The organism is Psychrosphaera sp. (assembly GCF_982872775.1).
This window is the reverse complement of sequence record NZ_CEYNSH010000003.1, coordinates 35,523-57,725: the sequence shown is the minus strand read 5'-3', so window position 1 is coordinate 57,725 and position 22,203 is coordinate 35,523. Positions and strand designations below refer to the sequence as shown.

Annotated in this window: 12 protein-coding genes and 2 pseudogenes; 4 read left to right on the top strand and 10 right to left on the bottom strand. The window is 42.8% G+C overall.

Annotated elements, in window-relative coordinates; genetic code table 11:
* Nucleotides 1–639 precede the first annotated feature (639 nt).
* Nucleotides 640–1,137, top strand: a complete 498-nt coding sequence (locus AC4E96_RS01590; RefSeq protein WP_490254701.1) for a hypothetical protein — start codon at nt 640–642, stop codon at nt 1,135–1,137.
* Between the two features lie 112 nt (nt 1,138–1,249).
* Here the strand turns inward: AC4E96_RS01590 and AC4E96_RS01585 are convergent, their stop codons facing one another.
* The 9 genes and pseudogenes from AC4E96_RS01585 to AC4E96_RS01545 form a co-directional block, all read right to left on the bottom strand.
* Nucleotides 1,250–1,732, bottom strand: coding sequence for a hypothetical protein (locus AC4E96_RS01585; protein ID WP_490254700.1), 483 nt, complete (start codon nt 1,730–1,732; stop codon nt 1,250–1,252).
* 105 nt (nt 1,733–1,837) lie between these two features.
* Nucleotides 1,838–2,542 (bottom strand): annotated as a pseudogene (locus AC4E96_RS01580) (alpha/beta hydrolase); the annotation flags it as partial.
* 150 nt (nt 2,543–2,692) lie between these two features.
* Nucleotides 2,693–4,633, bottom strand: a pseudogene (locus AC4E96_RS01575) (alpha-amylase family protein); the annotation flags it as partial.
* A 9-nt stretch (nt 4,634–4,642) separates the two neighbouring features.
* Nucleotides 4,643–7,228, bottom strand: a complete 2,586-nt coding sequence (locus tag AC4E96_RS01570) for a glycoside hydrolase family 31 protein (protein ID WP_490254699.1) — start codon at nt 7,226–7,228, stop codon at nt 4,643–4,645.
* Between the two features lie 139 nt (nt 7,229–7,367).
* Complete coding sequence (locus AC4E96_RS01565; RefSeq protein WP_490254698.1) at nt 7,368–9,326, bottom strand: glycoside hydrolase family 13 protein; 1,959 nt, start codon at nt 9,324–9,326, stop codon at nt 7,368–7,370.
* Nucleotides 9,327–9,517: 191 nt separating this feature from the next.
* Complete coding sequence (locus AC4E96_RS01560) at nt 9,518–10,237, bottom strand: VC0807 family protein (RefSeq protein WP_488033937.1); 720 nt, start codon at nt 10,235–10,237, stop codon at nt 9,518–9,520.
* Nucleotides 10,238–10,467: 230 nt separating this feature from the next.
* Entirely contained in the window at nt 10,468–14,748 is a 4,281-nt protein-coding gene (locus AC4E96_RS01555) for an alpha-1,6-glucosidase domain-containing protein (protein ID WP_490254697.1), read from the bottom strand.
* A 97-nt stretch (nt 14,749–14,845) separates the two neighbouring features.
* Complete coding sequence (locus AC4E96_RS01550; RefSeq protein WP_490254696.1) at nt 14,846–16,729, bottom strand: SGNH/GDSL hydrolase family protein; 1,884 nt, start codon at nt 16,727–16,729, stop codon at nt 14,846–14,848.
* A gap of 11 nt (nt 16,730–16,740) precedes the next feature.
* Nucleotides 16,741–18,810 carry an SGNH/GDSL hydrolase family protein gene (locus tag AC4E96_RS01545; protein ID WP_490254695.1) on the bottom strand — a complete coding sequence of 690 codons (2,070 nt, stop codon included), beginning with the start codon at nt 18,808–18,810 and terminating at the stop codon, nt 16,741–16,743.
* 140 nt (nt 18,811–18,950) lie between these two features.
* Between AC4E96_RS01545 and AC4E96_RS01540 the strand changes: the two genes are divergently transcribed.
* From AC4E96_RS01540 to AC4E96_RS01530, 3 genes are read left to right on the top strand one after another with little or no spacing between them, the layout of a single operon-like run.
* Nucleotides 18,951–20,876: a carbamoyltransferase family protein gene (locus AC4E96_RS01540; RefSeq protein ID WP_490254694.1), complete on the top strand. Its 1,926-nt coding sequence runs from the start codon at nt 18,951–18,953 to the stop codon at nt 20,874–20,876.
* 2 nt (nt 20,877–20,878) lie between these two features.
* Nucleotides 20,879–21,280, top strand: a complete 402-nt coding sequence (locus tag AC4E96_RS01535) for an SxtJ family membrane protein (RefSeq protein WP_490254693.1) — start codon at nt 20,879–20,881, stop codon at nt 21,278–21,280.
* Entirely contained in the window at nt 21,280–21,432 is a 153-nt protein-coding gene (locus tag AC4E96_RS01530) for a DUF5989 family protein (RefSeq protein ID WP_332874931.1), read from the top strand. Before AC4E96_RS01535 ends, AC4E96_RS01530 begins: the two co-directional genes overlap by 1 nt.
* A 215-nt stretch (nt 21,433–21,647) precedes the next feature.
* On the opposite strand, the gene AC4E96_RS01525 is transcribed toward AC4E96_RS01530, so the two are convergent.
* Nucleotides 21,648–22,058 (bottom strand): hypothetical protein, encoded by a 411-nt coding sequence (locus AC4E96_RS01525; RefSeq protein ID WP_490254692.1) that lies wholly within the window; start codon nt 22,056–22,058, stop codon nt 21,648–21,650.
* Nucleotides 22,059–22,203: the final 145 nt, after the last annotated feature.

Here is a 22,203-nt window from a genome sequence, read left to right as displayed (position 1 = left end):
CTCTGGGACAATAAAATACATACGTATTCAGGTATAATCAAAGTCTGTCGCCCTTCCTTTCTTAATGGCTCGAGATAGTAGTTTGGTGAGTCGGTATTGCCAAAATTATCTCGCGTTGCTTTTGTCCCTAAGCACAACCTCCAAAAATTTTCTTAATTACTTTTCTTGAAATAACAAAATGTTCCGAAAAACTTACCTAGATTGGACTGGTTTTGACTGGAAAAACTAAAAATCCATGCAAGACTTAGTTTACTGTTTTTCGCAATTCTGTACTTGGATGCGACCCGTGCAGTTATGCGGTGAGATATTTGAAGGAATAAATATGACAATTTGCTTGCTGAACACCAACACAACACCACAACGCAAAGTCTTTGCTTGTGTGAAGTGTGCTTGCATGCAATATCTCGCACCAACCACTATTCGACAAACAGTCTCCTCAATCTCCATTACAATATTCTCAATTACATTATATTTAACCCTAACATCATTAATACAGTCATCCATTACCAACTTATTTGGTCACATTACTTATTTCATTGTCTCTTTAAAGCTGTGCGCTAACCAACTTGCAATTAAAAATAATAACTATTCCAAAATAAACAGCTTGTCACAAAACAATAAAGAGTTAAGGATTCAATTATGATAGTAATATATCTGTGTGCCGGCGCCGTTATTGCGCTGATCTTTGCTACGTATTCACAAGATGAAACTGAACGTCCAGCTTCTAGTTCGTTGCCGGGCATTAATCCTAAATTTGAAAAAGAGCACCGCGCTCTTAATCGAAAGCGATTAACTATCGCATTCGTTCTTACCACTCTTTTTTGGCCCATCGTCATTTTACTTGCGATTGATAATGCATCATTTTCACCGCGCTCAAACCTAAAGCTGTCTTCACATGACCTATTACATCCTATCGATTTATCTGAAAAGACCGTCAATAGTGTCATAAAAGACAAACAACGGATTCACCTTCAGCAAAACCCGAAGGATAACCTTTGGGCATTTCGCACCCATGTCACTAAAAAGCGTCAACGGACAATGATTGTTGAAGGGTATGCTCTGGTTAACAACCAGAATGACATTCTCGATTATGTCGTCGTTGAAGAGTATCCAGAAGAGTTACAAGCTTTGCATTAGCCTGTGAGGTGTACAGGCTTTGTATCTACAATTTAACAATGAATCGTCAATGAACCAACGATAAAGCAGGACAGTCACCTGGGTTGATTATCAGGTGACGAGTCTAAGGCTATCAGGTGACAAGTCTAAGGGTGACTGGACGAACGTTCGATTTACCCCTCGTATCAGAATGAGCAGGCTCTGTTAGTAAATGCCCCTGTGGATTTGAAATAAGCGTAAAGGGAAAGCGTTTCTTTCGGCCAATACTTGTCGACGATTTTGTTCGCCCGCTCGTGCCGAGTAGAGTTGATGTCTGTTTAGCTTTATTTTGAGAGCTATTTTGTGAATTGTTTTGTGAAGCACTGTGTGAAATAGCTGACGAGCTGTCCTCTGTACCTGGAGCACTTAAGTTACTCGCCGTGCGATTGTGCCACAATAAACAGGACTCTACATACACGTCCAATCCTGCCACCAAACGCGCCATGTAAGCTTCTTGTTCTGTTCGGTATATCTTAGCGTCTTCTAGGGTACCGAACGCCTCAGGGCCTTTGTAGCCCGTGTAATAACCTTTTTCCGGGTGTACTAATAAATAGTGCCACGCTTTACCTACGTTCACGAAAACAATCCTCTTGTGTTGGGGAAGTCAGCAACGTCCTGTCGCTAATGAAAATCCTTTGCTAGTAAGTAAAGATAGTTGGTTTTAAGTAACGCGCAAGGTCACTTATCGGTTTAATTTAAACAGCCATAAAACGGCATCTTTAAATTCACTTCGCCAAAACATTTCATTGTGTTCAGCCCCAGGAACAACCTTAGAATAAAGTGCGTTAGTTTCATGACCTTGGGTTTGAAGTTGTGCAGTCATTTTTTTCATACCTTTAACCATACTCTCGCCCTCTTTTTCGCCTACGATAAAGTATAGTCTGTGAGAATTTTTCATCGGTTTATCAACAAGTTCGTCATAAACTTTGTCTGAATACCAATAGGATGGAGAAAAGATGCCTGCCTTGCCAAATACCTCAGGGTGTGACTGCACGGCAACGTGGCTAATCAAACCGCCCATAGAGCTGCCCATGATTGCGGTATCTTTATTAGAGGAAAGTGTGCGATATCGCTCATCGACAAGAGGCTTGATAACTTCGACAATATCACGCACATACAATCGCCCTTCTCCTACACCATACTTAGCATGGTCCCAAGCACTGTATTCATTAATTCTATACTTACTACTGTTATCAATACCTACGACAATTGCTTCAAAACCAGTCTCTTGAGCAATTTGGTCCATCGACTCATCCACTTGCCACTCACCCATGAATGAGGTTTCGTCATCAAACAAGTTTTGGGCGTCATGCATGTAAATAACCGGATATTGCTGCTTTGGTTCCACGTGATAAGAAGGCGGAAGGTATACTCGCAAAGTACGTGTACGGTTGAGGTTCGTTAACTGGACGTTTTCAATAGTTTGTACCTGACCTTTCTGTAATGCTTCAGATGAGTCATTAGGTACCATATTTACTCTCTCATTTGGTGCTAGATTTAGTGCTGTGTTTGGCATTTCATCTGACACCTTTTTTGACACTGACAACACTACCGACGCTAAACCCTCAAGCTCGATGTTCACTGCAGCCGTTGACGGGCTCACTTCTAGTGACAAAACTCGGTCACTCAACTGGTCTACAAGCTCGTAATGACCAGGAGTAAGTTGCCACTCACTAGTAAGTCTTGGCGATAGCTCAAGGCGATAGGCCGAAGTAGACTCACTAAAGTTACTTACCACTACGACTCGTTCTGCCAACCCTGACTTGTTTTCAGACGAAGACCAACGAGCAAAACTCATTTGAGAGTCTGTGTAGCCATTTGTTTTTGAAAGGTTAAAGTTGTGAAGATCTAAGTACTCGCCCATCATGGCGGGTGATGTCGCAGCGAAGTTCAGTACCTTTTTGTAATAGCGACGTAGGCTTCGTTCTTCACTTGTCAGTTGACCACCATCAAATTTGCCGTTATTCATCCAACGTTGATGTGCTGGCACGCCAGCGTAGTCGAAAATAGTTGTCCTAGATGGATCACCAAACCCGGTTTCTTCCGAACCATCTTCTCCCACTTCTTGACCAAAATAAATCATCATTGGTGCCGAATTAATGAGCGCACTGACCACTAAGGCCGGCTTGCCTTTGTTCATGTCACCGGCAAACTCTGGACTTGCGACTCGTTGTTCATCGTGATTATCTAAAAAATGCAGTAAATGCTGTTCGATATCGGCGAATTTTCGTTGAATACGTACTAATTCTGACGTGCCCGCTTTGCCTTGCATAACTGGCTTGATGGCATCATAGAAATCGACTTTGTCGTACAAGTAGTCCATTTTGCCAAGAAAAATATAATCTCGATAAACGTCCGGGTTATATATTTCTGCCAATAAAAATGCATCTGGATTTACTTGTTTGATTGCTGAGTTTAAGAAGCTCCAAAACTCCACCGGGACCATTTCAGACATATCAAATCGAAAGCCATCTACGCCTTTATAAGTCCAGTACAAGGCAATGTCTCTAAACTTAAACCAACTATCTGGAATACGGTTTTGACTGATTTGTTCTTGCCAAAACTCAAAGTGTGCAGTGGCGTCTTTTTTATCAAAGTCCTCTGGTAGCTCTGGAAAGTCTTTCGTCCCGTCGGGGCGTACACCATAATTCACTTTTACCGTTTCGTACCAGTCATTGGCGTTAGGTTTACTGGCTCTCGACCCGTTGCCAGTCCACTTAGCCGGGTTCTCTTCGAATTTACCGTCACTTAGTGGGTGAGCTTCGCCACCTAAAGGCTGTTGGCCTTCAATCACATCAGGCACTTCAAATGACTCACCAACGACGTAATAAAAATTATTGTCTCTGTGATATTCCACAGTAGTGATATCCGAATCACCAAAGTCTTCGACACCTTCAGGTTTGGCGAGGGACTCGTAGTTTCGAGCGACATGATTAGGCACAATATCAATGATGACCTTCATATTATGCGCATGAGTACGTGCGATGAGCGCTTCAAACTCCTGCAAACGCTGCGCTGGATCATCGGCTAAATCTGGGTTTACCGAGTAATAATCTTTTACCGCATATGGACTCCCTGCGCGACCCTTCACCACATCGGGATCATCAAGGCTGATACCGTAATCGGTATAATCATTTATCACGGCATGATGCGGCACGCCTGTATACCAGATATGAGTCACACCTAACTCGCGAATACCCTCTAACGCTTCGGGTGTGAAATCGCTGAATTTGCCAACGCCGTTTTCTTCTATCGTGCCCCAAGGCTTATTGGTTGTATTTTTATTGCCAAAAAGACGAGTAAAAACCTGATAGACAATAGGCTTACCTTGCTCGTTTGTTTCAACTTCTGGCATTTGAACCACCGTTTCAGGTTTTTCTACAGGTGCACAACCATTAAGAACACCGATGCTAAAAATCGCCATCGCTGCGACTTTTAATTTTAATATAGCCTTTGGCTTTGACCGGAAAACGCGCATAACCGTCCCTTATTTTATATTGATTTCACTGGCGGGTTCTTGCCAGGTTGTTTTTATTATGAGTTGTTTGTTGATACTGTCATAGATGGCCGCATTTGGCTCCAAGTCAAAGTCAGCTTGGTTTACCATTAGAGCAACGGGTTTATTATCAATTTGAATGTCTTTTGGAAAACTAGGCCAGTGATGCACAACCAGTAACACGTTTCGTTGCTCTGGCATGCCATCATAAGCACCAGCAATATCTCGCTTTAGAGATAAGTTCATCACTGCTTGCCCCTGCTTACTCGCTGCCACGGTTTTAAACGTCAATTTTTCAAACTTTTGATTTGAAATACTATCCGCCGACTGACCATCATCTTCAAACATCATGGACTCATTGACGAGTCGGCTTGGGTCAAAATACACGTCCAAACGCAATTGCTCTGAAGAATATTCAGTGGCATTGTTGTGATCATTTACGCTTGGAATGATTGCGCCGCCTTTTACAAATACCGGAATCGTTGTTAAGTCATTAAGCACACTGATTACTTTGCCTGCGGGCTCTGTAACAGTTAGCACTTCGTCGTTCCATAGGTTTGTCCATTGACCTTTCGGAAGGTAAACCTCGGTAGGCGTTTTTAAACCTGGTTTGGTAATCGGTTTGACTAAAAAGCTATCGCCCCACATAAATTGGTCGTTCATATCGATCAAAGCCGAATTTTGCTCGTCACCGAAAAACATCGGGCGCATCAATGGCATGCCCGTTAGGTGGTTTTGATAAGCCAAGGTGTAATTATATGGCATCAATCGATACCTCAGCTTGATAAACTCGCGCAGTATATCAATGGTTTCTTGGTCGTGATAAATAGGTTCAGGCGCAATATTGTCTTGTGCATGTGGACGGTAGATTGGCTGGAAGACGCCGTACTGGAGCCAGCGGATATACATTTCTTTGTCGAACGACTCGCCACCAGCAAAGCCCCCCAAATCAGAATGGGTGTAAGCTAACCCCAATAGGCTCATTTGCATAGTCAGTTCGGGTTGTGGTTTTAAACCATCCCATGAGCGGCTGACATCACCAGTCCAAGGTATAAAACCATATCGTTGTGAGCCAGCAAAACCCGCTCTCATAATGATAAACGGCCGCTCATTTGGTCGAGCCTGCAATTGTGATTCATATGCTAACTGCGCCCATTGGTGGCCATAGGCATTGTGAATTTCGTCGCCGCTTGCGTTCAAATTCCACTTATCGAGTCGGTGTAACATGTCACTAGGGTGCACTTCTGGCTCACCCAAGTCTCCCCAAACTCCCATTACACCTTGTTTCGCCAAATCTTTATAAATATCGCCAAACCATTGCTGCGCCGAATCCGAGAAAACGTCAATTAGGCCCGTTTCGCCAAAAAAGAATTCAAATTCTCGAACGCCAGTGCCTGCAATGTTTTTTGCCAACACGTCTTTCTGAACCGCTTCTTGATAACGATTCGAGCTTGTCAAAACAAAGGGTTCAGTAATCAATGTCGTTTTAACCCCTTGTGCTGCTAACGACTCGATCATTTTTTGAGGCTCAGGAAACGTTGTACGATCCCAATCAAGGTTGCCCATATGGCCTTTAACGTCTTTGCCGAACCAATATAAGTCAAGAATAATGGAATCGACCGGCACATCTGCGTCTTTAAATCGCTTTATGGTATCTAAGACTTGTTCTTGAGATTTGTAGCCAAATCGAGAAGAGTGGTTGCCCAAAGCCCAGCGCGCTGGCATTGGCTGTTTACCCGTTACTTTCACGTATTGGTGAATCAAATCTGGGTAACTGTCTCCAGCAAACAAAATATAAGCCTGTCGCCCACCCGTTGCTTCAAACTGTAAAACGTCAGACTCTGTTTTACCTAAATCAATCGCGCCCTTGGCTGGATTGTCATAAAGAATGACGTATTTTTTCGACGACATGACTGCTGGAATACTGTAGTTCATTTGCTCTGAATAGGTGCCATAGCCATAGTGAGCGCGGTTGTAAAGTGGTAATCGATGACCACGACGGTCCATACCAACAACGCGTTCGCCGGTTCCCATCAGCTTTTCATTATCATCAAGGTTAAAGCGAAACCCTTGTAATGTGGTTTGCTCGAAGTAACCGGACTCTTCTTGAGTCAGCAACTCATCATCTTTGTAAAACGTCAGCTGAAGTGTCGCCTTGTCTATTGAAACGCTGAGCCTTTTTGTCGAATAAACTAGCTTGGTATCTTGCTCTATAAATTTAACGGCGGCACCTAAGTCAACACTCGGGTCTTTGGCAAAACTAGGAAATTCCCGGCTGTATTGACCAAGAGCTTTGACCTCAATAGCGAGTTCATGAAGCGCATTTATGATTAGCTGGCCTTGGCTATGAGTAACAACCAAGCCCTCTGGAGTGACTTGGTGAGACTGATAAACCTTTTTGAGCGATACGGGTTGGCGTGTAATTCCCGCCTTTAAACTCGATGTCTCTGTTACCGATACTTTCTCAGATTGCAAAGCAACGACAGGGTCATTTGGAAGGTCACTTTCTATTTTTGTTGCTAACTTTGATTCCGCATAGACAGAAACGCTCACTGTCATGCCGAGTGAAATAGCCACTAAACTTCTTTTTAGAAAAGTGTTCAATTTATTCATAAAACTGAGATCCATCGTTTTAACCTTTTACGTTCGGCCTGTTACAGATATACAAGGTGACAACCGTCAGTGGCATCACCTTAGATGACAGTAACGACTAATATTAGTTATTCGGAACTAACTCAAATACCGCCGCTGTTTTTGCCGGAATTGTTAACGAATTTGTTAATTTAAAAGACTTGTTATTCAAAACATCTCTCACCACAAACTGACGATTTTGTAGTACCTGAGTAAAACGGTCGAGTGATAGTTCTGCCGCTTCTTCATTTTTGTTCATCACGACCATGACCAGCGGCTTAGTATTATCAACTGATAAATCGCCTTCGTATCTAAAGTAAGTGTACGTGCCATTTTCTCTGGCGTAATGAATGAGATTACCTCGCGTAATTGCAGGGCTGGTTTTACGCCAGTTAAGTAGTTTTTTAAGCATAGATTGCGTGTTCTGTTGCTCGGCGGTTAAGCCTTTACCGGTAAAGGCATTGACGGTGTCTGACGGCCATCCGCCTGGGAAGTCGGTTCTGATCACGCCGTGATCGTCTAAACCCGGTAATAGAATTTCGGTGCCGTAATAATACTGAGGGATACCACGTGTGGTGGCAAAAAAGGTCAAAGCCATTCTTGTCAATGCAGCATCTTCACCCAAAACAGAATAGATACGAGACATATCGTGATTATCAGGGAAGGTCACTAACTTAGTTGGGTCACCAAAAAGAAAGTCATTGGCAAGCGATGTGTATGTGGTGATCCAACCCGAATTCCATGCTTCTTTACTCGTTAAGCTTTTTACAATAGCGTCCTGCAACGCAAAATCGAAAACACTTGGCAATTGTGAGTCGTAGTCGTCATGACGTTTTGAACCGCGTTGCCAATAAGCGGTTATCGCTGGATTTAGGGTCCATTCTTCACCTACTACGGTGAAGTTTGGATATTCTTCAATAATACGCGCATTCCAGTCAGACAAAAACGCTTTATCCGGGTAGGAATAAGTATCAAGTCGAATACCGGACAAATGAGCTGTCTCGATCCACCAAATGCTATTTTGTATTAGGTATGTAGCCAAAAACGGATTGCGCTGGTTAAGGTCAGGCATGGTCGGTACAAACCAGCCATCTGCAAAACCTTTCTTGTCTACTTCCGCAGCATACGGATCGTGAATGGCTTCACGTAAGTGAGTTGTTCCAACAAATTTACCACCATTATTTATCCAATCTGAAGCGGGCATGTCCTTCATCCACCAGTGCTCAGAACCAATGTGATTTAGGATCACATCTTTTATGAGTCCAACTCCTTTTTCTTTCGCTTGTTTTGCCAAAGAAATATAAAGTTCGTTATCACCATACCTTGGGTCCACTTGATAGTAGTCGGTGGTACTGTACCCATGATATGAGTAGGTAGGCATGTTGTTTTCTAGAACTGGATTTAACCACATTTGGGTGAACCCCATATCAGAAATATAATCGAGGCGCTGAATAATACCTTGGATGTCACCACCGTGACGGCCACCAGGATGAGAACGATTAATGCCCTCTTTCATAGACGTAACTTCATCGTTACTCAAATCGCCATTGACAAATCTGTCTGGGGTAATGAGATAAATAACATCTGAGGCATCAAAGCCACGGCGCTGTGCACTACCTGCCTGGCGTTGATAAATTGGATATTGATGACTAAAGCTTGTTTTGTCTGAATGGCTAAACTCTAACGTGTAGTCACCTGGCTTGACGTCATCAGCGAGTATTAAATTAACGAATAAGTAATTTGGATTGTCGGTGGTCTGAACCGATTGGACAGTGATTCCAGTACCGTCTTTTACAGAGACACTGTATTGACTAATGTCGTCTCCATGAACCATTAACTGCAACTGGTTTGAAGCCATTTGTGCCCACCAATTAGCCGGTTCCAAATGCTTAATTGGATTGGCGTTCGCGGTTGCGCCCAGTGATATTAAGGCAAAACAGAAAAGTTGAGTGACGAGGCAGGTAATCGCCTTTTTTACCTTTATCGCTGCTTGTACCTTTCGCGTTGATTGTAACTTATGCACCGCTTTCGTTGATTTTGACATAGCCATTCCCTTGATTTATTCGTTCGATTCGCAAGTTGGGTTTTCTTTTCGAAAAACCCCAACTGTGTCGATTTATACTGGGTATTGTTAACCTTCTAGGTTAACTAGCTAACTGTAACAATGACAACTATTTAGACTTGAATTCGGTGTTTTCTAACGTTAAAACATACGTATTCAGTAGGTTTGGTGACTTACTCTTGGTTTAGGACCTGTTCAAAGGTCAAGCCGGTTAGTTGGGTAATGGTTTTAACGACGTAAACCATTATGGCAATCAACATCACCAAAGAAGGGATAGCAATTACTGGATAACTCAGTAGGGTCATCTCACCGAGTTGCTCATTAAATTCAACAGTACCTGCAGGACTGGTCACAATCATTTTGGCAAGTATGTAATTCGCAGATGCAGAAAAAACAAAAGTAGAGGCTAATAAATGGTTTGCACGATTGATTTTGGCTTTAAAGGTATTCGTTTGATTTCGCTGGGCCAAGGTGTCATAAATGAGGTTTAGATTAAACATCACAGGGTTTAGCATGAGTTTGGCGAGTAACGGTTTACCAGTAAAACCAGACACTAACACGACCAGACCAATCACCGCTGGAATAGCCGCTTCTTTAATGGCTAGCCAATCTGGTCCTAATTCAAAAAGACCAATCATGCCGGTCAGCAGCGTACTCAAAAAGCCTAGCAGGGATATAAAATTGAACGTGCGTTGTTTTGCAAAATCGTAAATGCCATAACCAATCGGAAAGGCCAGCGCGACAATTAATCCGTTCACCGTACCAAGGTATTCATCACCGGAGAGTTTCATCAAGATAAGAGACGGCACAACAATATTAAAGATAAGTTCTAAAAAGGTATTGTTGGTTGGCTTGTTCGGCGCTGATTGTGAGTTGGGTGTTTGGTCAGTCATAAATCGTTATTAACTCATACGTGAAGCTTGCTAGCAAAATTTCTTATTTAAACTTGTATGGTAAACAAGCTGATAAATAGATCGGAAACCACAAAGAAGTAAAGCGGACATCGCTACTTCCAAACTTGTTTAACAGTTTTGCGAGTCTACCTTAATTTACCTACGATAAAAACAAAAAGGCCATACTCTCGTATGACCTTTCCTTAGTTTAAAAAGATTCAGCTGAGTGATTACTCACATTGTTGAATCAATAATGTACCCACGTTAGAGCCTTGTGCAGGATCTGCTTCATTTAAGGTTAGTAAGAAGCTATATGTCCCTGCCGCTAACGACGCTGAATTGTTATCTGTACCAGCGTTGTTATACGCAACATCATATTCGGTACCAACGACTAATGGTGTTTGTAAAATACTACCCGAACCATCTTGTGCCCATAATTGGGTAGTCCAGCTACCGTCGCTCGACGCAAGCTTAAACTGCATGTCACCGCTGAAATCAGCAACCACTTGGTACTGGTTATTGCCTTTATATGTCATCTTGTAATCGGCCTCAGCATTCCAACCAGAGTGATCACCTCTCACGTATAAATGACCGTCACCTTCAGCTACAAAAGGAGCTGCTTCGGTTGAGTCTGGCAATGCACAGCTCACCAACAAGTTACCCAAAGTAACTTTTAACACTGGCGTTGCTTGCTCAACATTAAGATTAACCTTGTATGAAGCCGCTTGCGTCAGGGTAATTGCAAAGTTATCAGTGCTTCCTTCAACAATGCTAATCGACTCAGCATCAATACTAACGTCAGCAAACCCTAAGTTAACTTCCGTTAGTGCAACATCACCTAAGTTGAACTCGTAAGTACCTGGTTGAAGTGTCACGCTAGCTTCATAATTACCACGGTTATCGTAGGTAAAACTGTCAAAGCTATCTGCGACTAATCCTTCAAGACCGACAACCGTGTCACCGTAAGGTGAGATCACTCGGTCTACATCAGGGCCTAAGCCAGAGCCTTGACCACCACTTTGAGCCTGAACAAATACCGCAACAGTATGTGCTGGTACGGTGAACGTTCCATGTGTCGCATCTTCACTAAACGATGACGTTTGTACAACGGAATCTGCTGACGTCTGTTGGACAGGGTGTAATGTAAACCCTGACGCAGTTTTAACCGAGTGGCTTAGTTGTGCATCAGTACCGTTGATAACAACCACAATCGCGTCGTAATTAGGGTCAAGATCAGTGACCGCCGCACCATCGTCAATACTCATGACAATCAAGCCTGGCGTTTGACCTTCGCCCGTATTATGGAAACCAACACGCTCCATTACTTGCGCCTCTGTCGTTAAGCTGAATAGCTTAGATTCGCTTCGAATTTTCAAGAACTCTTTAAACACAGCACTTGATAGCTGAATGTCTGTCATCGACACCTGTGCATTGATGTTGTCAGACTGGCTTGTTGCATAACTGTCACTGCGTTCGATTGGGTAACCGACATTCCAGTTGTTTGTGGCATCTGTATAGTCGATATGGTTGAACCAGTCTCCTGAGTCATACGTGTTGCGATCCATTGATTTTGAACGCATTTTATCAACGCCCAATTGGAAGAACGGCATACCTTGACTCAATACCGGAATTGCAGCTGATAAGTTGTGAATACGCGCACGAACCTCTGCTGTTGTATCTGCACTGAAATTATATTGCAGATAATCATACAGAGTTTCGTTATCGTGCTTAGACACGTAGTTGATGATATCTGCTGGGTCTAAGGCATAAGAAGATTGTGAGAAGTTCTTCCCTTGTTTTTCGTTGCCTGATTTATCCGTTAGAACATAGTTTTGTAATGTGCCGGCAAGGCCCAAACGAATGTGGTCTGTTCCTGTTAAATCAGCACTTGATGTCGATAAGGCTTGATTGCGAATTGTATCGCGTGGACGGTCATTAAAGGTACCAACTTCGCTACCTGCTAAGTTGTACTGAGTGGCTTGTTCAAACAGGCGATTGTTTTCAACTTCACCCCAGTTCCAACCTTCACCATAGAAATAAGTATCTGGGTCGATTTGTGCAACTGCATTACGTCCACCTAAGATCACGTCTTTTGGCATGTGACCCATTACGTCAAAACGGAATCCGTCCATACCGTAATGTTCTGTCCAGAACACCAAAGAATCGATTACAAATTTACCCATCATGCGATTTTCGGTTGCGGTATTTTCACAACATGTTGAACGCTCGATTTCGCCCGTTACTTCGTTGTATCTGTGGTAGTAACCCGGTACAAGTTTGTCGAAGACAGAATTGTCATACAAACCAGATGAGCTTGTGTGGTTGTAGACAACATCGTGAATGACTCGTAAACCTTTTTCATGAAGCGCCTGTACCATCTCTCTAAACTCTAGAATACGCGCTGTTCCTTCAGGGTTTGAAGAGTAGCTACCTTCAACTGTATTGAAGTGGTGTGGGTCATACCCCCAGTTAAAGCCGTCTAAGTCTTTAAAGCTAAGAACTAAGTCGCGCGCTTCATTACTTGACGGGTTATAGCTTGCAAGAACTGACTCTAACGTTGCAGAACCATCTTCAACACCACAAACTGGCGCTGATGAACGAACCGCACAAAGCTCAGATACGGTACTTGTCAGATTGATTTGATTTGCTTCATCTTCATTAATTGTCGCAATGTCATTTGCAGGTAGCATATGGAAGTGCGTAACACCTGCGTCTGCCATTGCTTGTAGATATTGAGCCGCATTACTTGATGTCTCAGTAAAGGCTTTGTATTTGCCTCTGTTCGCTTCAAGCGTGGTTTCATCACGAATACTGAAGTCGCGAATATGACCTTCTAAGAAAACACCTTGTTCAATGTAGTCAACAGTAGGAACAGTGTGACCTACCCAACCAGCTGGGTATAAATCCGCATCTGTCATATTTACAAATTGTGAATAGCGACCATTCGTTGATGTGTTTACAGAATATGGGTCTGTCGCTTCTGTTGTTTCAACCGCTTTCGTTACCGGATGGTAAACTGTAGGCTCAAAACGGTAATACAAACGGTCGTAGTCTTGAGTTTCACTAGTTGTAAATGACCAAACACCCGTATCACTGTCTTCCGTCATTGGATGAGTAGCAACGCTTGATTTATCGGTATTGTAGACTTTTAGGTTAAGAGACTGAGCTGTTGGTGCCCACACTTTAACTGTGATATTGCCTTCTGCGTCATAACTAATACCTAGGTCAGTTACTTCATCTGCGTCATTTGTTCCCGAAGTGTAAATATCATCTAAGGCTTTTTGATTTTGAACTAACGTTGCGCTGGTTAACTCATCGTTTGCATCATAAGTCACTAATACCAATTGGCTTTTTACTAGCGTAGAAAGATCAGCTTGAGTTAAATCAAACCCATACGCATCCCAGCTTGTCAAATGAGGGACTTTTGCCGCAAGCTCAGAGTCTAACGTTGAACTAGTGAGCTCAATGCTATTTTCGCTGGTAATTGCCGCTTCCTGATTTGCGCTAATCAGCTCGTCTAAATCACCATTTAATGACCAAACTAGCTTTAATTTATCGGCGCTGCCATTAAATAAAATCGTGTTGCTTCCAACCCAATGTGCAGCGGCATCTTTTACCGCGACTGGCGGCTCAGCAAAGACTTCTTCCGGTGTCGTAAATACACCAAGACCTGAGACAACAAAGGCCCAACGGTCATTTGTTAGTGATAGTTTTTGGTCATCACCAGGATCTTTTTCATCGCCTTTGTGAACAATGAAGTTGGTACATTCGGCATCTGCTTTGGTATCAAACAGCCAATATGCACCGTAATTCGGATCAATACCGTCCGGTTCTAAGCCTGCTGTCCATTCAGTACCAGCACCACTTTCAAAATCGGCGTAGCCATCACAGTTTTCGTTATTCCATGCGTGTAAAGCAAAGCCATCATATTCACCATCTGCACGTAAGTAGAAAACCGCACCTTGAGTCGCAGACGGTTTTACTACAGGCGGTTCAATTTCCGGTGTGTCAGGCTCATCTGGCGTATCGGCAACCGATGCAATTACATCAACGTCAATCTCTATTGAGTCACTAAGAGCCGGGCTACCATTATCCGTTACGGTAATAGAAATCGCTAAGTCGGCCAAGTCAGCAGCAACCAATTTAGTCGTATCAGCCACAATAATGCTGCCACTACTTGCGTCAATAGAAAATACATTGCTCGAGTCAACAATTGACCAAGTTAAGTCATCACCGTCTTCATCAGTTGCTGACGCTTTGTAGACTTCTGTTCCATTCTCCGTGCCTTCTTCAACTGACATTGAGTTTGCAGAAGTAATAGAAGGTGCTCGATTCTCTTGTTGAGCGGGAGGGTTTACACATGCCGTTCCGGCATTATTAGGGACTTGAGGTGCGGTACAATTGAGACCCGTGTCTGGAGCTTCGTCACTGCCGCCACCGCCACACGCTGTTAGCGCAACAGCCATAGACGAAGCAATCAGTGACTTAGTAAGCCATGATTTATCTTGCATAGTATTTCCTATTGATAGTGAGCTTTTATTATTTTTTATCCGTCTTACTATAAAAAGAACGAGCTCAACTATCTGTTGAATACGTATGTAAGTTCCTCTATTTGCGACCAATCGCTTTTTGTAACGGCACGAGGTTATCTTTTACGACTTGATTGTTCGGATCTTGTTTTTTCGCTTCTAGTAGCCAAAATTCGGCTAGTTCTAATTGGTTCGTTAACGAATAGGCGTGAGCAAGCGCCAACTTAGCGTTTAGGTTATTTGGTTCATGGCGCAACACGCGTTTTAGATAACGTGGGGCTTGTTTCGCTTGTTGTGCTTGAATCAAATAATTACCTGCTCTAAACGCAAACTCAGGATGGTAAGGAATCGCATCAGAAATTAGCTTTGCGGCTTTAATGACGGTTTGGGTATCCTTCTTCCGAAGTGCGACATCTAAGTTTTTCTGGGCAATATCGAGCCATGTCGCTTTTTTCCGATAATAATCAAGTCCTAGTCTATCAGGCCAATTCATTGCAGGTGGCAGCGACGCAATCTGAGGCGTGTCAGTGAAAGGATAGTCCGACATCAAAAATTTAATCGTGGCCTCTCCTTTGTATTCTTCCGAACGAAATAATGGGATATCTTTAGCCGCGGCTTTTTTAGAAACTATTGATGTAAATTCAGCAATTTCTGATGACTTGGCTAGCACCTGATAAAACGCTTCCGATATTTCAAAATAACCTTGAACATTAGGGTGCAAATGCTCCAACATGAGGTCATTACCAATAACCCCATTTTTGGCCGCCTGTTGTAGTTGAGACTCAGAATCAACAAGCGTAACACCTGGCAGTTTGGCCAGTCGTCGAATGATTTGATTGATTTCTACTGGCGCTCTAAAACGCAATAGATCGTGCTGTTTGGCAAGCTCTAAGTTGGCGTTTGCTTGTTCTTGAGCACCTAACGCTAAATAGGCTTTACCAACGTAATAAAAGGCTTCTGCACTCGAGGTTTGATGTGCATGCTGCTCGAGGCTGGCTAACCTTGAATCTTGCTTTAACTTTAACGCCACTTTGCGAAACGTACTGTATGATTGAGACTCAGCTTCCTTCAACGTGTTGAGAGTGGCGAAAAATTCATCGTCCACGCTATTAGACTCAAATGGCGGTTGGTCGGCCAAATTACTTGCAATAGTACTTATAAAAACTGGAATACCGTGCGCTTCATACTTAGCGAGTAACAGCTCCATATTACCTTCAAATTGTTCTAGTCCTGCTTCAAACAACGGATGTTTGGTATCGATGTTTTTGTGTTTGGCAACTTTTGCCATCACAGTCTGCGATTGACGTGCACCGGCTTTCGCTAATGCCGCTTCATCAGAGCTGCCCAAGGACGTTTTAAGTGTGTGTAAAGTGCGTTGAAACAACTGAAATAGGCGTAGATCTTTAAATTTTAAAAACAATAAGTTGGCGGGTCTTGAGTTAAAGGCTGAGTACGTTGAACCTACCCCCATGATCCCCAAAAACTCATTGTGTCCCGCGTATATCAGCACAGCGTCTGGCTGCTGCTCTATGATTTCATCGGCAAAATCTAACAAGGTGTAACTGTTCACTGCAGAGAGTGCTGTATTGATCACTTCAACTTCACGCTCGGGCAAACTTTGTTTGATTCGGTAATCCAACAAGCCAGCAATAGAAGCACCATATCCATACGGAAAACCGGCCGCCGTTGAGCCACCTTGCACAAACAAGCGCAAACCGTTCTGAGGTTTTTCAGTTAAAAAGAAGTTGGTTTCTATGGTGACATTTGGACCAGCACTCGGGTCAGCAAAATATCGGCTCACCACGTCCGGTCTTGGCAATGTATACTCGGGTGCTTGAGGGTTAGTTATGAACAGCGGTACAGTTTGACCATAACCAACTAAGCGCAACAGCCCCTCGAGTCCAGCCAACAATACAAATGGCAATAAAATAGCGATAACGTAAAAAAAACGGTTACGACTCATGATGATTTTTCCTAGTTCACTGTTGTGTTTGCATTGCTGACTTTATTGATAAAGAACTCAATACGTTGTCGATAACTTTGTTGTTTAGACGAGGTCTTTCTCTCATTAATGCGTTGCGCTTCTTTTAGCGCTTCCAAACTCTGGTTAGTACGCCCAACCATAAACAAGTCAAACGCCAAATTAAGTAGGTAATCAATATTTTCTGGCTGTATTTCTAGCGCCTTTTGCTGGTGAAAACGCGCCATCTCTAATGCGCCGATTTGACGAAAGTATCGCGCTGCCACCTGATGAGCTTCATCAGAGACCACCATAGCATCAGCCATAATACCTGCGACGATAGCCGCTGACTTTATCTGCTTGTTTTTCAGGTAATATTGTAATAACTGTTTTTGTAGTGACCACCAACTTTCACCTCTGGTGCGTTTAATCAATAGCTCATCGACTTCTTTAGGTAAATCTAATGAAATCATCCCATTTTCTTTGACTTTAAAAGGTGATTCTAACAGCACCTTGTTACCTTGAACGAACGGATAGTCTTTTGTTAATTGGTGAATTTTTAACGTCGCAAAGGCATCAGCTAATTCAGTGACAGGTGCCCAAGAATAAGCCTCTTTATTCGACTGTATCCTCGATGCTGATACAGCCTCAAAAGGCAAAAGACGAGTCAAAGAATCAAAAAACGCATCAGCGAGTAAAAAGTAGCCTTTTTTGTTTGGATGAACATGTTCATAAAACAACTCTGTATCCAAAACTCCAAACTTACTATTTTGTCTAAATGCACTTTCGACATTCACCAATTGCACAGAATTAGGCGCTTGAAGGTTAGCCTCTTCCACTAGTGACTCAACTATCTCATTGAAGTCAGACGGTGCTCTAAATCGCATTAAATCTAAATCTTTGGCCTTAACAAATGACGTCTTCGCCTTCGCAAACTGACGCTGTTCGAAGTATTGCTCAGCCTCTTTGTATGCTTGGCCCGCTGGGTCATTTTGCGCAACACTTGAAAACGGTGCCAGCCCTTTTTCTATACTCACCAAGTTGCCAATAAAAACAGGTACATTGGCCTTTTGATAGTTGTCGAGCAACATAGATAAGTTTTGCTGATACTGCATTAACCCTTGTTTATAGGTGGCCGAGTCAATCTCAATAGCTTGACCTTGAGCCGCCTTCGCCATTGTAGTGCGCGCTGAGAGATTTATACTCTCTGAGGCACTCTCGCTAGCTGAGTGCATTTTGCGCGCAGACTCCAAGTTCGCGGAGCGGTTTTTATTAGCGTCATTTAAAACCGGAACTGACTCTGTTGTCTTTGCCGTACTGGCTATAACTTGTTTTTTAGGCACGAGAACCCAACTTGCATAGGCGTGTTCTAATGCATTAAAAAGGTGTAACTTTTTAAGCTTTAAATAGAGAAGTGTCGCCCCATAACTAGCCTGCTCAGAAAGAGAAGTGCCAAATACAGAGCCTGCGCCAAGGATACCTAAATATTCATTGTGGCCCGTATAAATGAGCACAGCATCCGGTTCTAATGCCAATATTTCATCCTGAATATCAATGAGCGTAAATGTATTTACCGCGGCCATCGCAGTATTAATAATTTCAAACTTTGCATCGGGATACGTTGCTTTTAAGCGCTGCTCCAACATGCCTTGCAGAGAGCCGAATCGGCCAAATGGAAAACCGGCAGCAGTCGAGCCGCCTTGAATTACGATGCGATAGGTATCTTTCGGTTTGTGCTTTTGAAAATAAACAGTATCAGGGCTGACATTTGCCGCCAATTCGGGGTGTGAAAAATAACGCTGAACCAAATCAGGATTTGGCATTAAATAATCATCTGAAATAGGTGCCTCAACAAACACCTCAGGCACTTTTCCAATTCCAATTAGACGGAGACTCCATTCAATCGATGCCAAGATAACAAAGGGCAATATAATCGCGATGAAGTAAAACAGAGGCCTTGCTTTTCTGGGTACTTTATTCGTTTCAGATTGATTCTGATGGGACTGTTCCATGCTCAAATTACTGCTTTTGGTTTTATTATTATTTTTATAATTTTCTAATCCGATAATAACAGGTAAAGGCATTTAATCAATCGCTTCCCGGCCCTCAGAATCAATATGTCAGAGTCTAAAAATAATCCTCTTTTTGTTGCCTAATTGCAGTGACTCAAGTGGCTTTGCCCGTTAGAATAAATCTAGATTTTGAGAAAAGGATTGTAGTAGAAATGGCTCATCGAATTTTGGGGATTTCAGCGTATTACCACGACAGCGCCGCAGCGTTAATTATCGACGGTGCAATTGTCGCCGCCGCCCAAGAAGAACGCTTCACTCGTAAAAAACACGACCCTAGTTTTCCCACCCAGGCGATTCAATATTGTCTTCAAGAAGCAAATCTGACTCTAGATGCCCTTGATGCCATTATTTTTTATGACAAACCTCTTCTCAAATTTGAACGCCTTCTCGAAACCTACATGGCGAATGCCCCCCGAGGTATCAAATCATTCATACGCGCAATGCCTATTTGGCTTAAAGAAAAACTGTACCTTAAAACTGTATTGCGTCGAGAATTTCGCAGTCTAATAGATCCTGAAGGCAATGAAGATCCTAAACTACTCAAATTACCCAAACTGTTATTTAGCCAACACCACTTATCTCATGCGGCTAGTGCGTTTTTTCCATCGCCCTATGAAGAAGCTGCAGTTCTCTGTTTAGATGGTGTTGGTGAGTGGGCAACATCAACGGCTTGGCAGGGAAAAGGCAATAAGCTCGATGCCAAATGGGAAATTCAATTTCCTCATTCTCTTGGGCTTTTATACTCTGCCTTTACATACTACTGTGGCTTTAAGGTCAACTCTGGTGAATATAAATTAATGGGTTTGGCGCCTTACGGCGAACCTAAATACGTCAACACTATTTTCGAAAACTTAGTGACTTTGCACGAAGACGGAAGCTTCGATCTCAACATGGACTACTTTGACTTTGCCGTTGGTAGCACAATGACTAACGAGCGGTTTGATAAACTATTTGGTGGCCCTAGACATAGTGAAAGCGCTGAGGTTAGCCAAAAACAAATGGATTTAGCTCGCTCGATACAAGTTGTGACTGAAGAGATTGTTCTTAAAATCGTTAAACACCTCCACACCTTAGTCCCTTCTGACAACTTGTGCTTGGCCGGTGGTGTTGCGCTTAATTGTGTTGCTAATGGTAGGTTGCTGCGCGAGGGACCATACAAAAACATCTGGATTCAACCAGCGGCCGGCGATGCGGGCGGTTCACTTGGAGCTGCATTAACGGCCTACCACCATTATTTTGACGGCTCTCGTGCAAGGCCGGTAGATGCTTCGGAAGTAGAATATAACGGCGTCGATGACATGAAAGGCGGCTACTTAGGGCCACAATACAGCAATGAAGAAATTTTGGCTGAAGTTGAAAACCAAGGTTTAGTCGCCAGTTGGTTAGACGAAGGTTTAAATAAAAATGTACCAAGCTCATCTGAACAAACTCAAAACTCGAACAAATTCGACACAGTTGCAGAGCTAATTGAGCAAGGCAACGTCATTGGCTGGTTTCAGGGGCGGATGGAATTTGGACCTCGAGCTTTGGGTAACCGAAGCATAATTGGCGATCCTCGAAATACTCAAATGCAGTCAGTGATGAATCTAAAAATTAAATATCGTGAGTCATTCAGACCATTTGCACCTGCAGTCTTAGCGGAAGATGTGAATGACTATTTTGAACACAAGGTGCCGAGTCCATATATGTTAATGGTCGCTGACGTACAGCCCAACCTCAGAAAACAAACAGACGCCAACTGTTTTGGTATCGATAAACTGAATCAAGTTCGCTCAAATATTCCAGCCGTCACTCACGTTGATTATTCGGCCCGTGTTCAAACCGTACACGAGCAAACCAACCCAGAGTTTTATCAACTCATCTCCGCGTTCAAAAAACGTTCGGGCTGTAGTGTCGTGGTCAATACGTCTTTTAATGTCCGTGGTGAACCTCCGGTTTGCTCTCCGGCTGATGCCATTCGTTGCTTTTTAGCAACAGAAATGGACTACCTAGTAATGAATGACATTATCTTGGCAAAAACAAAACAGCCTCAAAGCGCAATCGATGCGGCTAAAAGCATTGAATTTGAAATGGATTAGTCATGAATAATTTAACGAAACAAGATACAAAACAACTCAAACAATTTGCGCTGACCATGATGTGGGCGTTTCCATTGTTTTTCTCACTGATACTGCCTTGGTTGTTTAGTTACCATTATCAGCTCTGGCCTTTGGTAGTGTCGGCTGTTCTTGGTCTAGGCTACTTACTTTGGCCATCAGGCTTGTTTTACCCTTACAAAGGATGGATGAGCATTGCAGGTGTCATTGGTTGGATCAATACGAGAATCATTTTAGGCGTGTGCTTTTATTTAATGCTTTTTCCATTGGGTATCGTCCTAAAACTATTTGGAAAATTACAATACAAAAACAAACCCAAAGGCACTTCTAATTATCGTCAGCCTGAGGCAAAATCAGATAAACAAAGTTTGGAGTACCCTTTTTAATGTTAGAGTTTATGTCTGATCTGTGGGCGTTTTTAAGAGTCCGTAAGAAAATTTGGTTATTGCCCGTTATCGTTATCTTGGCGTTATTAGGCGGCTTGGTTGTTGCAACTCAACAAAGTGCGCTAGCGACCTTCATATATACCCTTTTCTAATCTCATTGATGAAACAGATACCTAGACGAAATGCCTAGCAGGACGTCTTTGCAAAGTATCTGAAACACCCAAACATGACAAAGGCCCGCTTGGGCCTTTTTCTTTCTCGTCACTTAGCATGTTTGTCCTGAATTAGTCACTCAGTCGCAGAACTGGTCTGTTACTGTGAGTTATAGCTCAGGGTAGTCCGGTTACGGCTCTAGTCATTCCAGTTACTACTCTGGGCATTCAGCTTGTTGCCAGCCACCTTCAAGGTTATTTACTGCGCTAAACCCCAGATTCTCTGCTTTATTTAAATGCTGTTTATCAATTTCAAAAACATGAATGTCAGAAGTACCGGCGCCACAGACGGTAATATATTGTTGTGATGTATAACCGCAGTACTCTTCATTTACTTGTATACCACCACCGATTAAATAGCCTTTACTCACTTCAATTGAATGACCTTCAAATTGACATTGGATCTCACCCGTTGAGATATACACCAAGACTTCGTCCTCTTCATAAAACTTTATTACTGTGTCTTCAGAGCAGCCACTGAGCACCAATAAAGAAAAGCAAAAGAATAAAACCGCATGTTTGGAATAACATTTGGGGCTGGATAACAATTGAAAAACGACGCTCACTGTATTTCTCCTAAATACTTAGCTATTAAACCTTAGTTTTTGGGCTTATTTATTGGGTTTAGCTTTCGGGTATGTTGCTATGGACAATACACCTTTGGCCTAAGATATAGTCTAGTGAGTGAGTCAGAGATGTCAGTATAAGAAT

Bases quoted from the DNA above. Each gene is read 5' to 3' on its own strand.
- AC4E96_RS01545 (WP_490254695.1), bottom strand. From the start codon at position 18,810: ATGCCTTTACCTGTTATTATCGGATTAGAAAATTATAAAAATAATAAT.
- AC4E96_RS01530 (WP_332874931.1), top strand. From the start codon at position 21,280: ATGTTAGAGTTTATGTCTGATCTGTGGGCGTTTTTAAGAGTCCGTAAG.
- AC4E96_RS01535 (WP_490254693.1), top strand. From the start codon at position 20,879: ATGAATAATTTAACGAAACAAGATACAAAACAACTCAAACAATTTGCG.
- AC4E96_RS01565 (WP_490254698.1), bottom strand. From the start codon at position 9,326: ATGTCAAAATCAACGAAAGCGGTGCATAAGTTACAATCAACGCGAAAG.
- AC4E96_RS01560 (WP_488033937.1), bottom strand. From the start codon at position 10,237: ATGACTGACCAAACACCCAACTCACAATCAGCGCCGAACAAGCCAACC.
- AC4E96_RS01550 (WP_490254696.1), bottom strand. From the start codon at position 16,729: ATGAGTCGTAACCGTTTTTTTTACGTTATCGCTATTTTATTGCCATTT.
- AC4E96_RS01555 (WP_490254697.1), bottom strand. From the start codon at position 14,748: ATGCAAGATAAATCATGGCTTACTAAGTCACTGATTGCTTCGTCTATG.
- AC4E96_RS01540 (WP_490254694.1), top strand. From the start codon at position 18,951: ATGGCTCATCGAATTTTGGGGATTTCAGCGTATTACCACGACAGCGCC.
- AC4E96_RS01590 (WP_490254701.1), top strand. From the start codon at position 640: ATGATAGTAATATATCTGTGTGCCGGCGCCGTTATTGCGCTGATCTTT.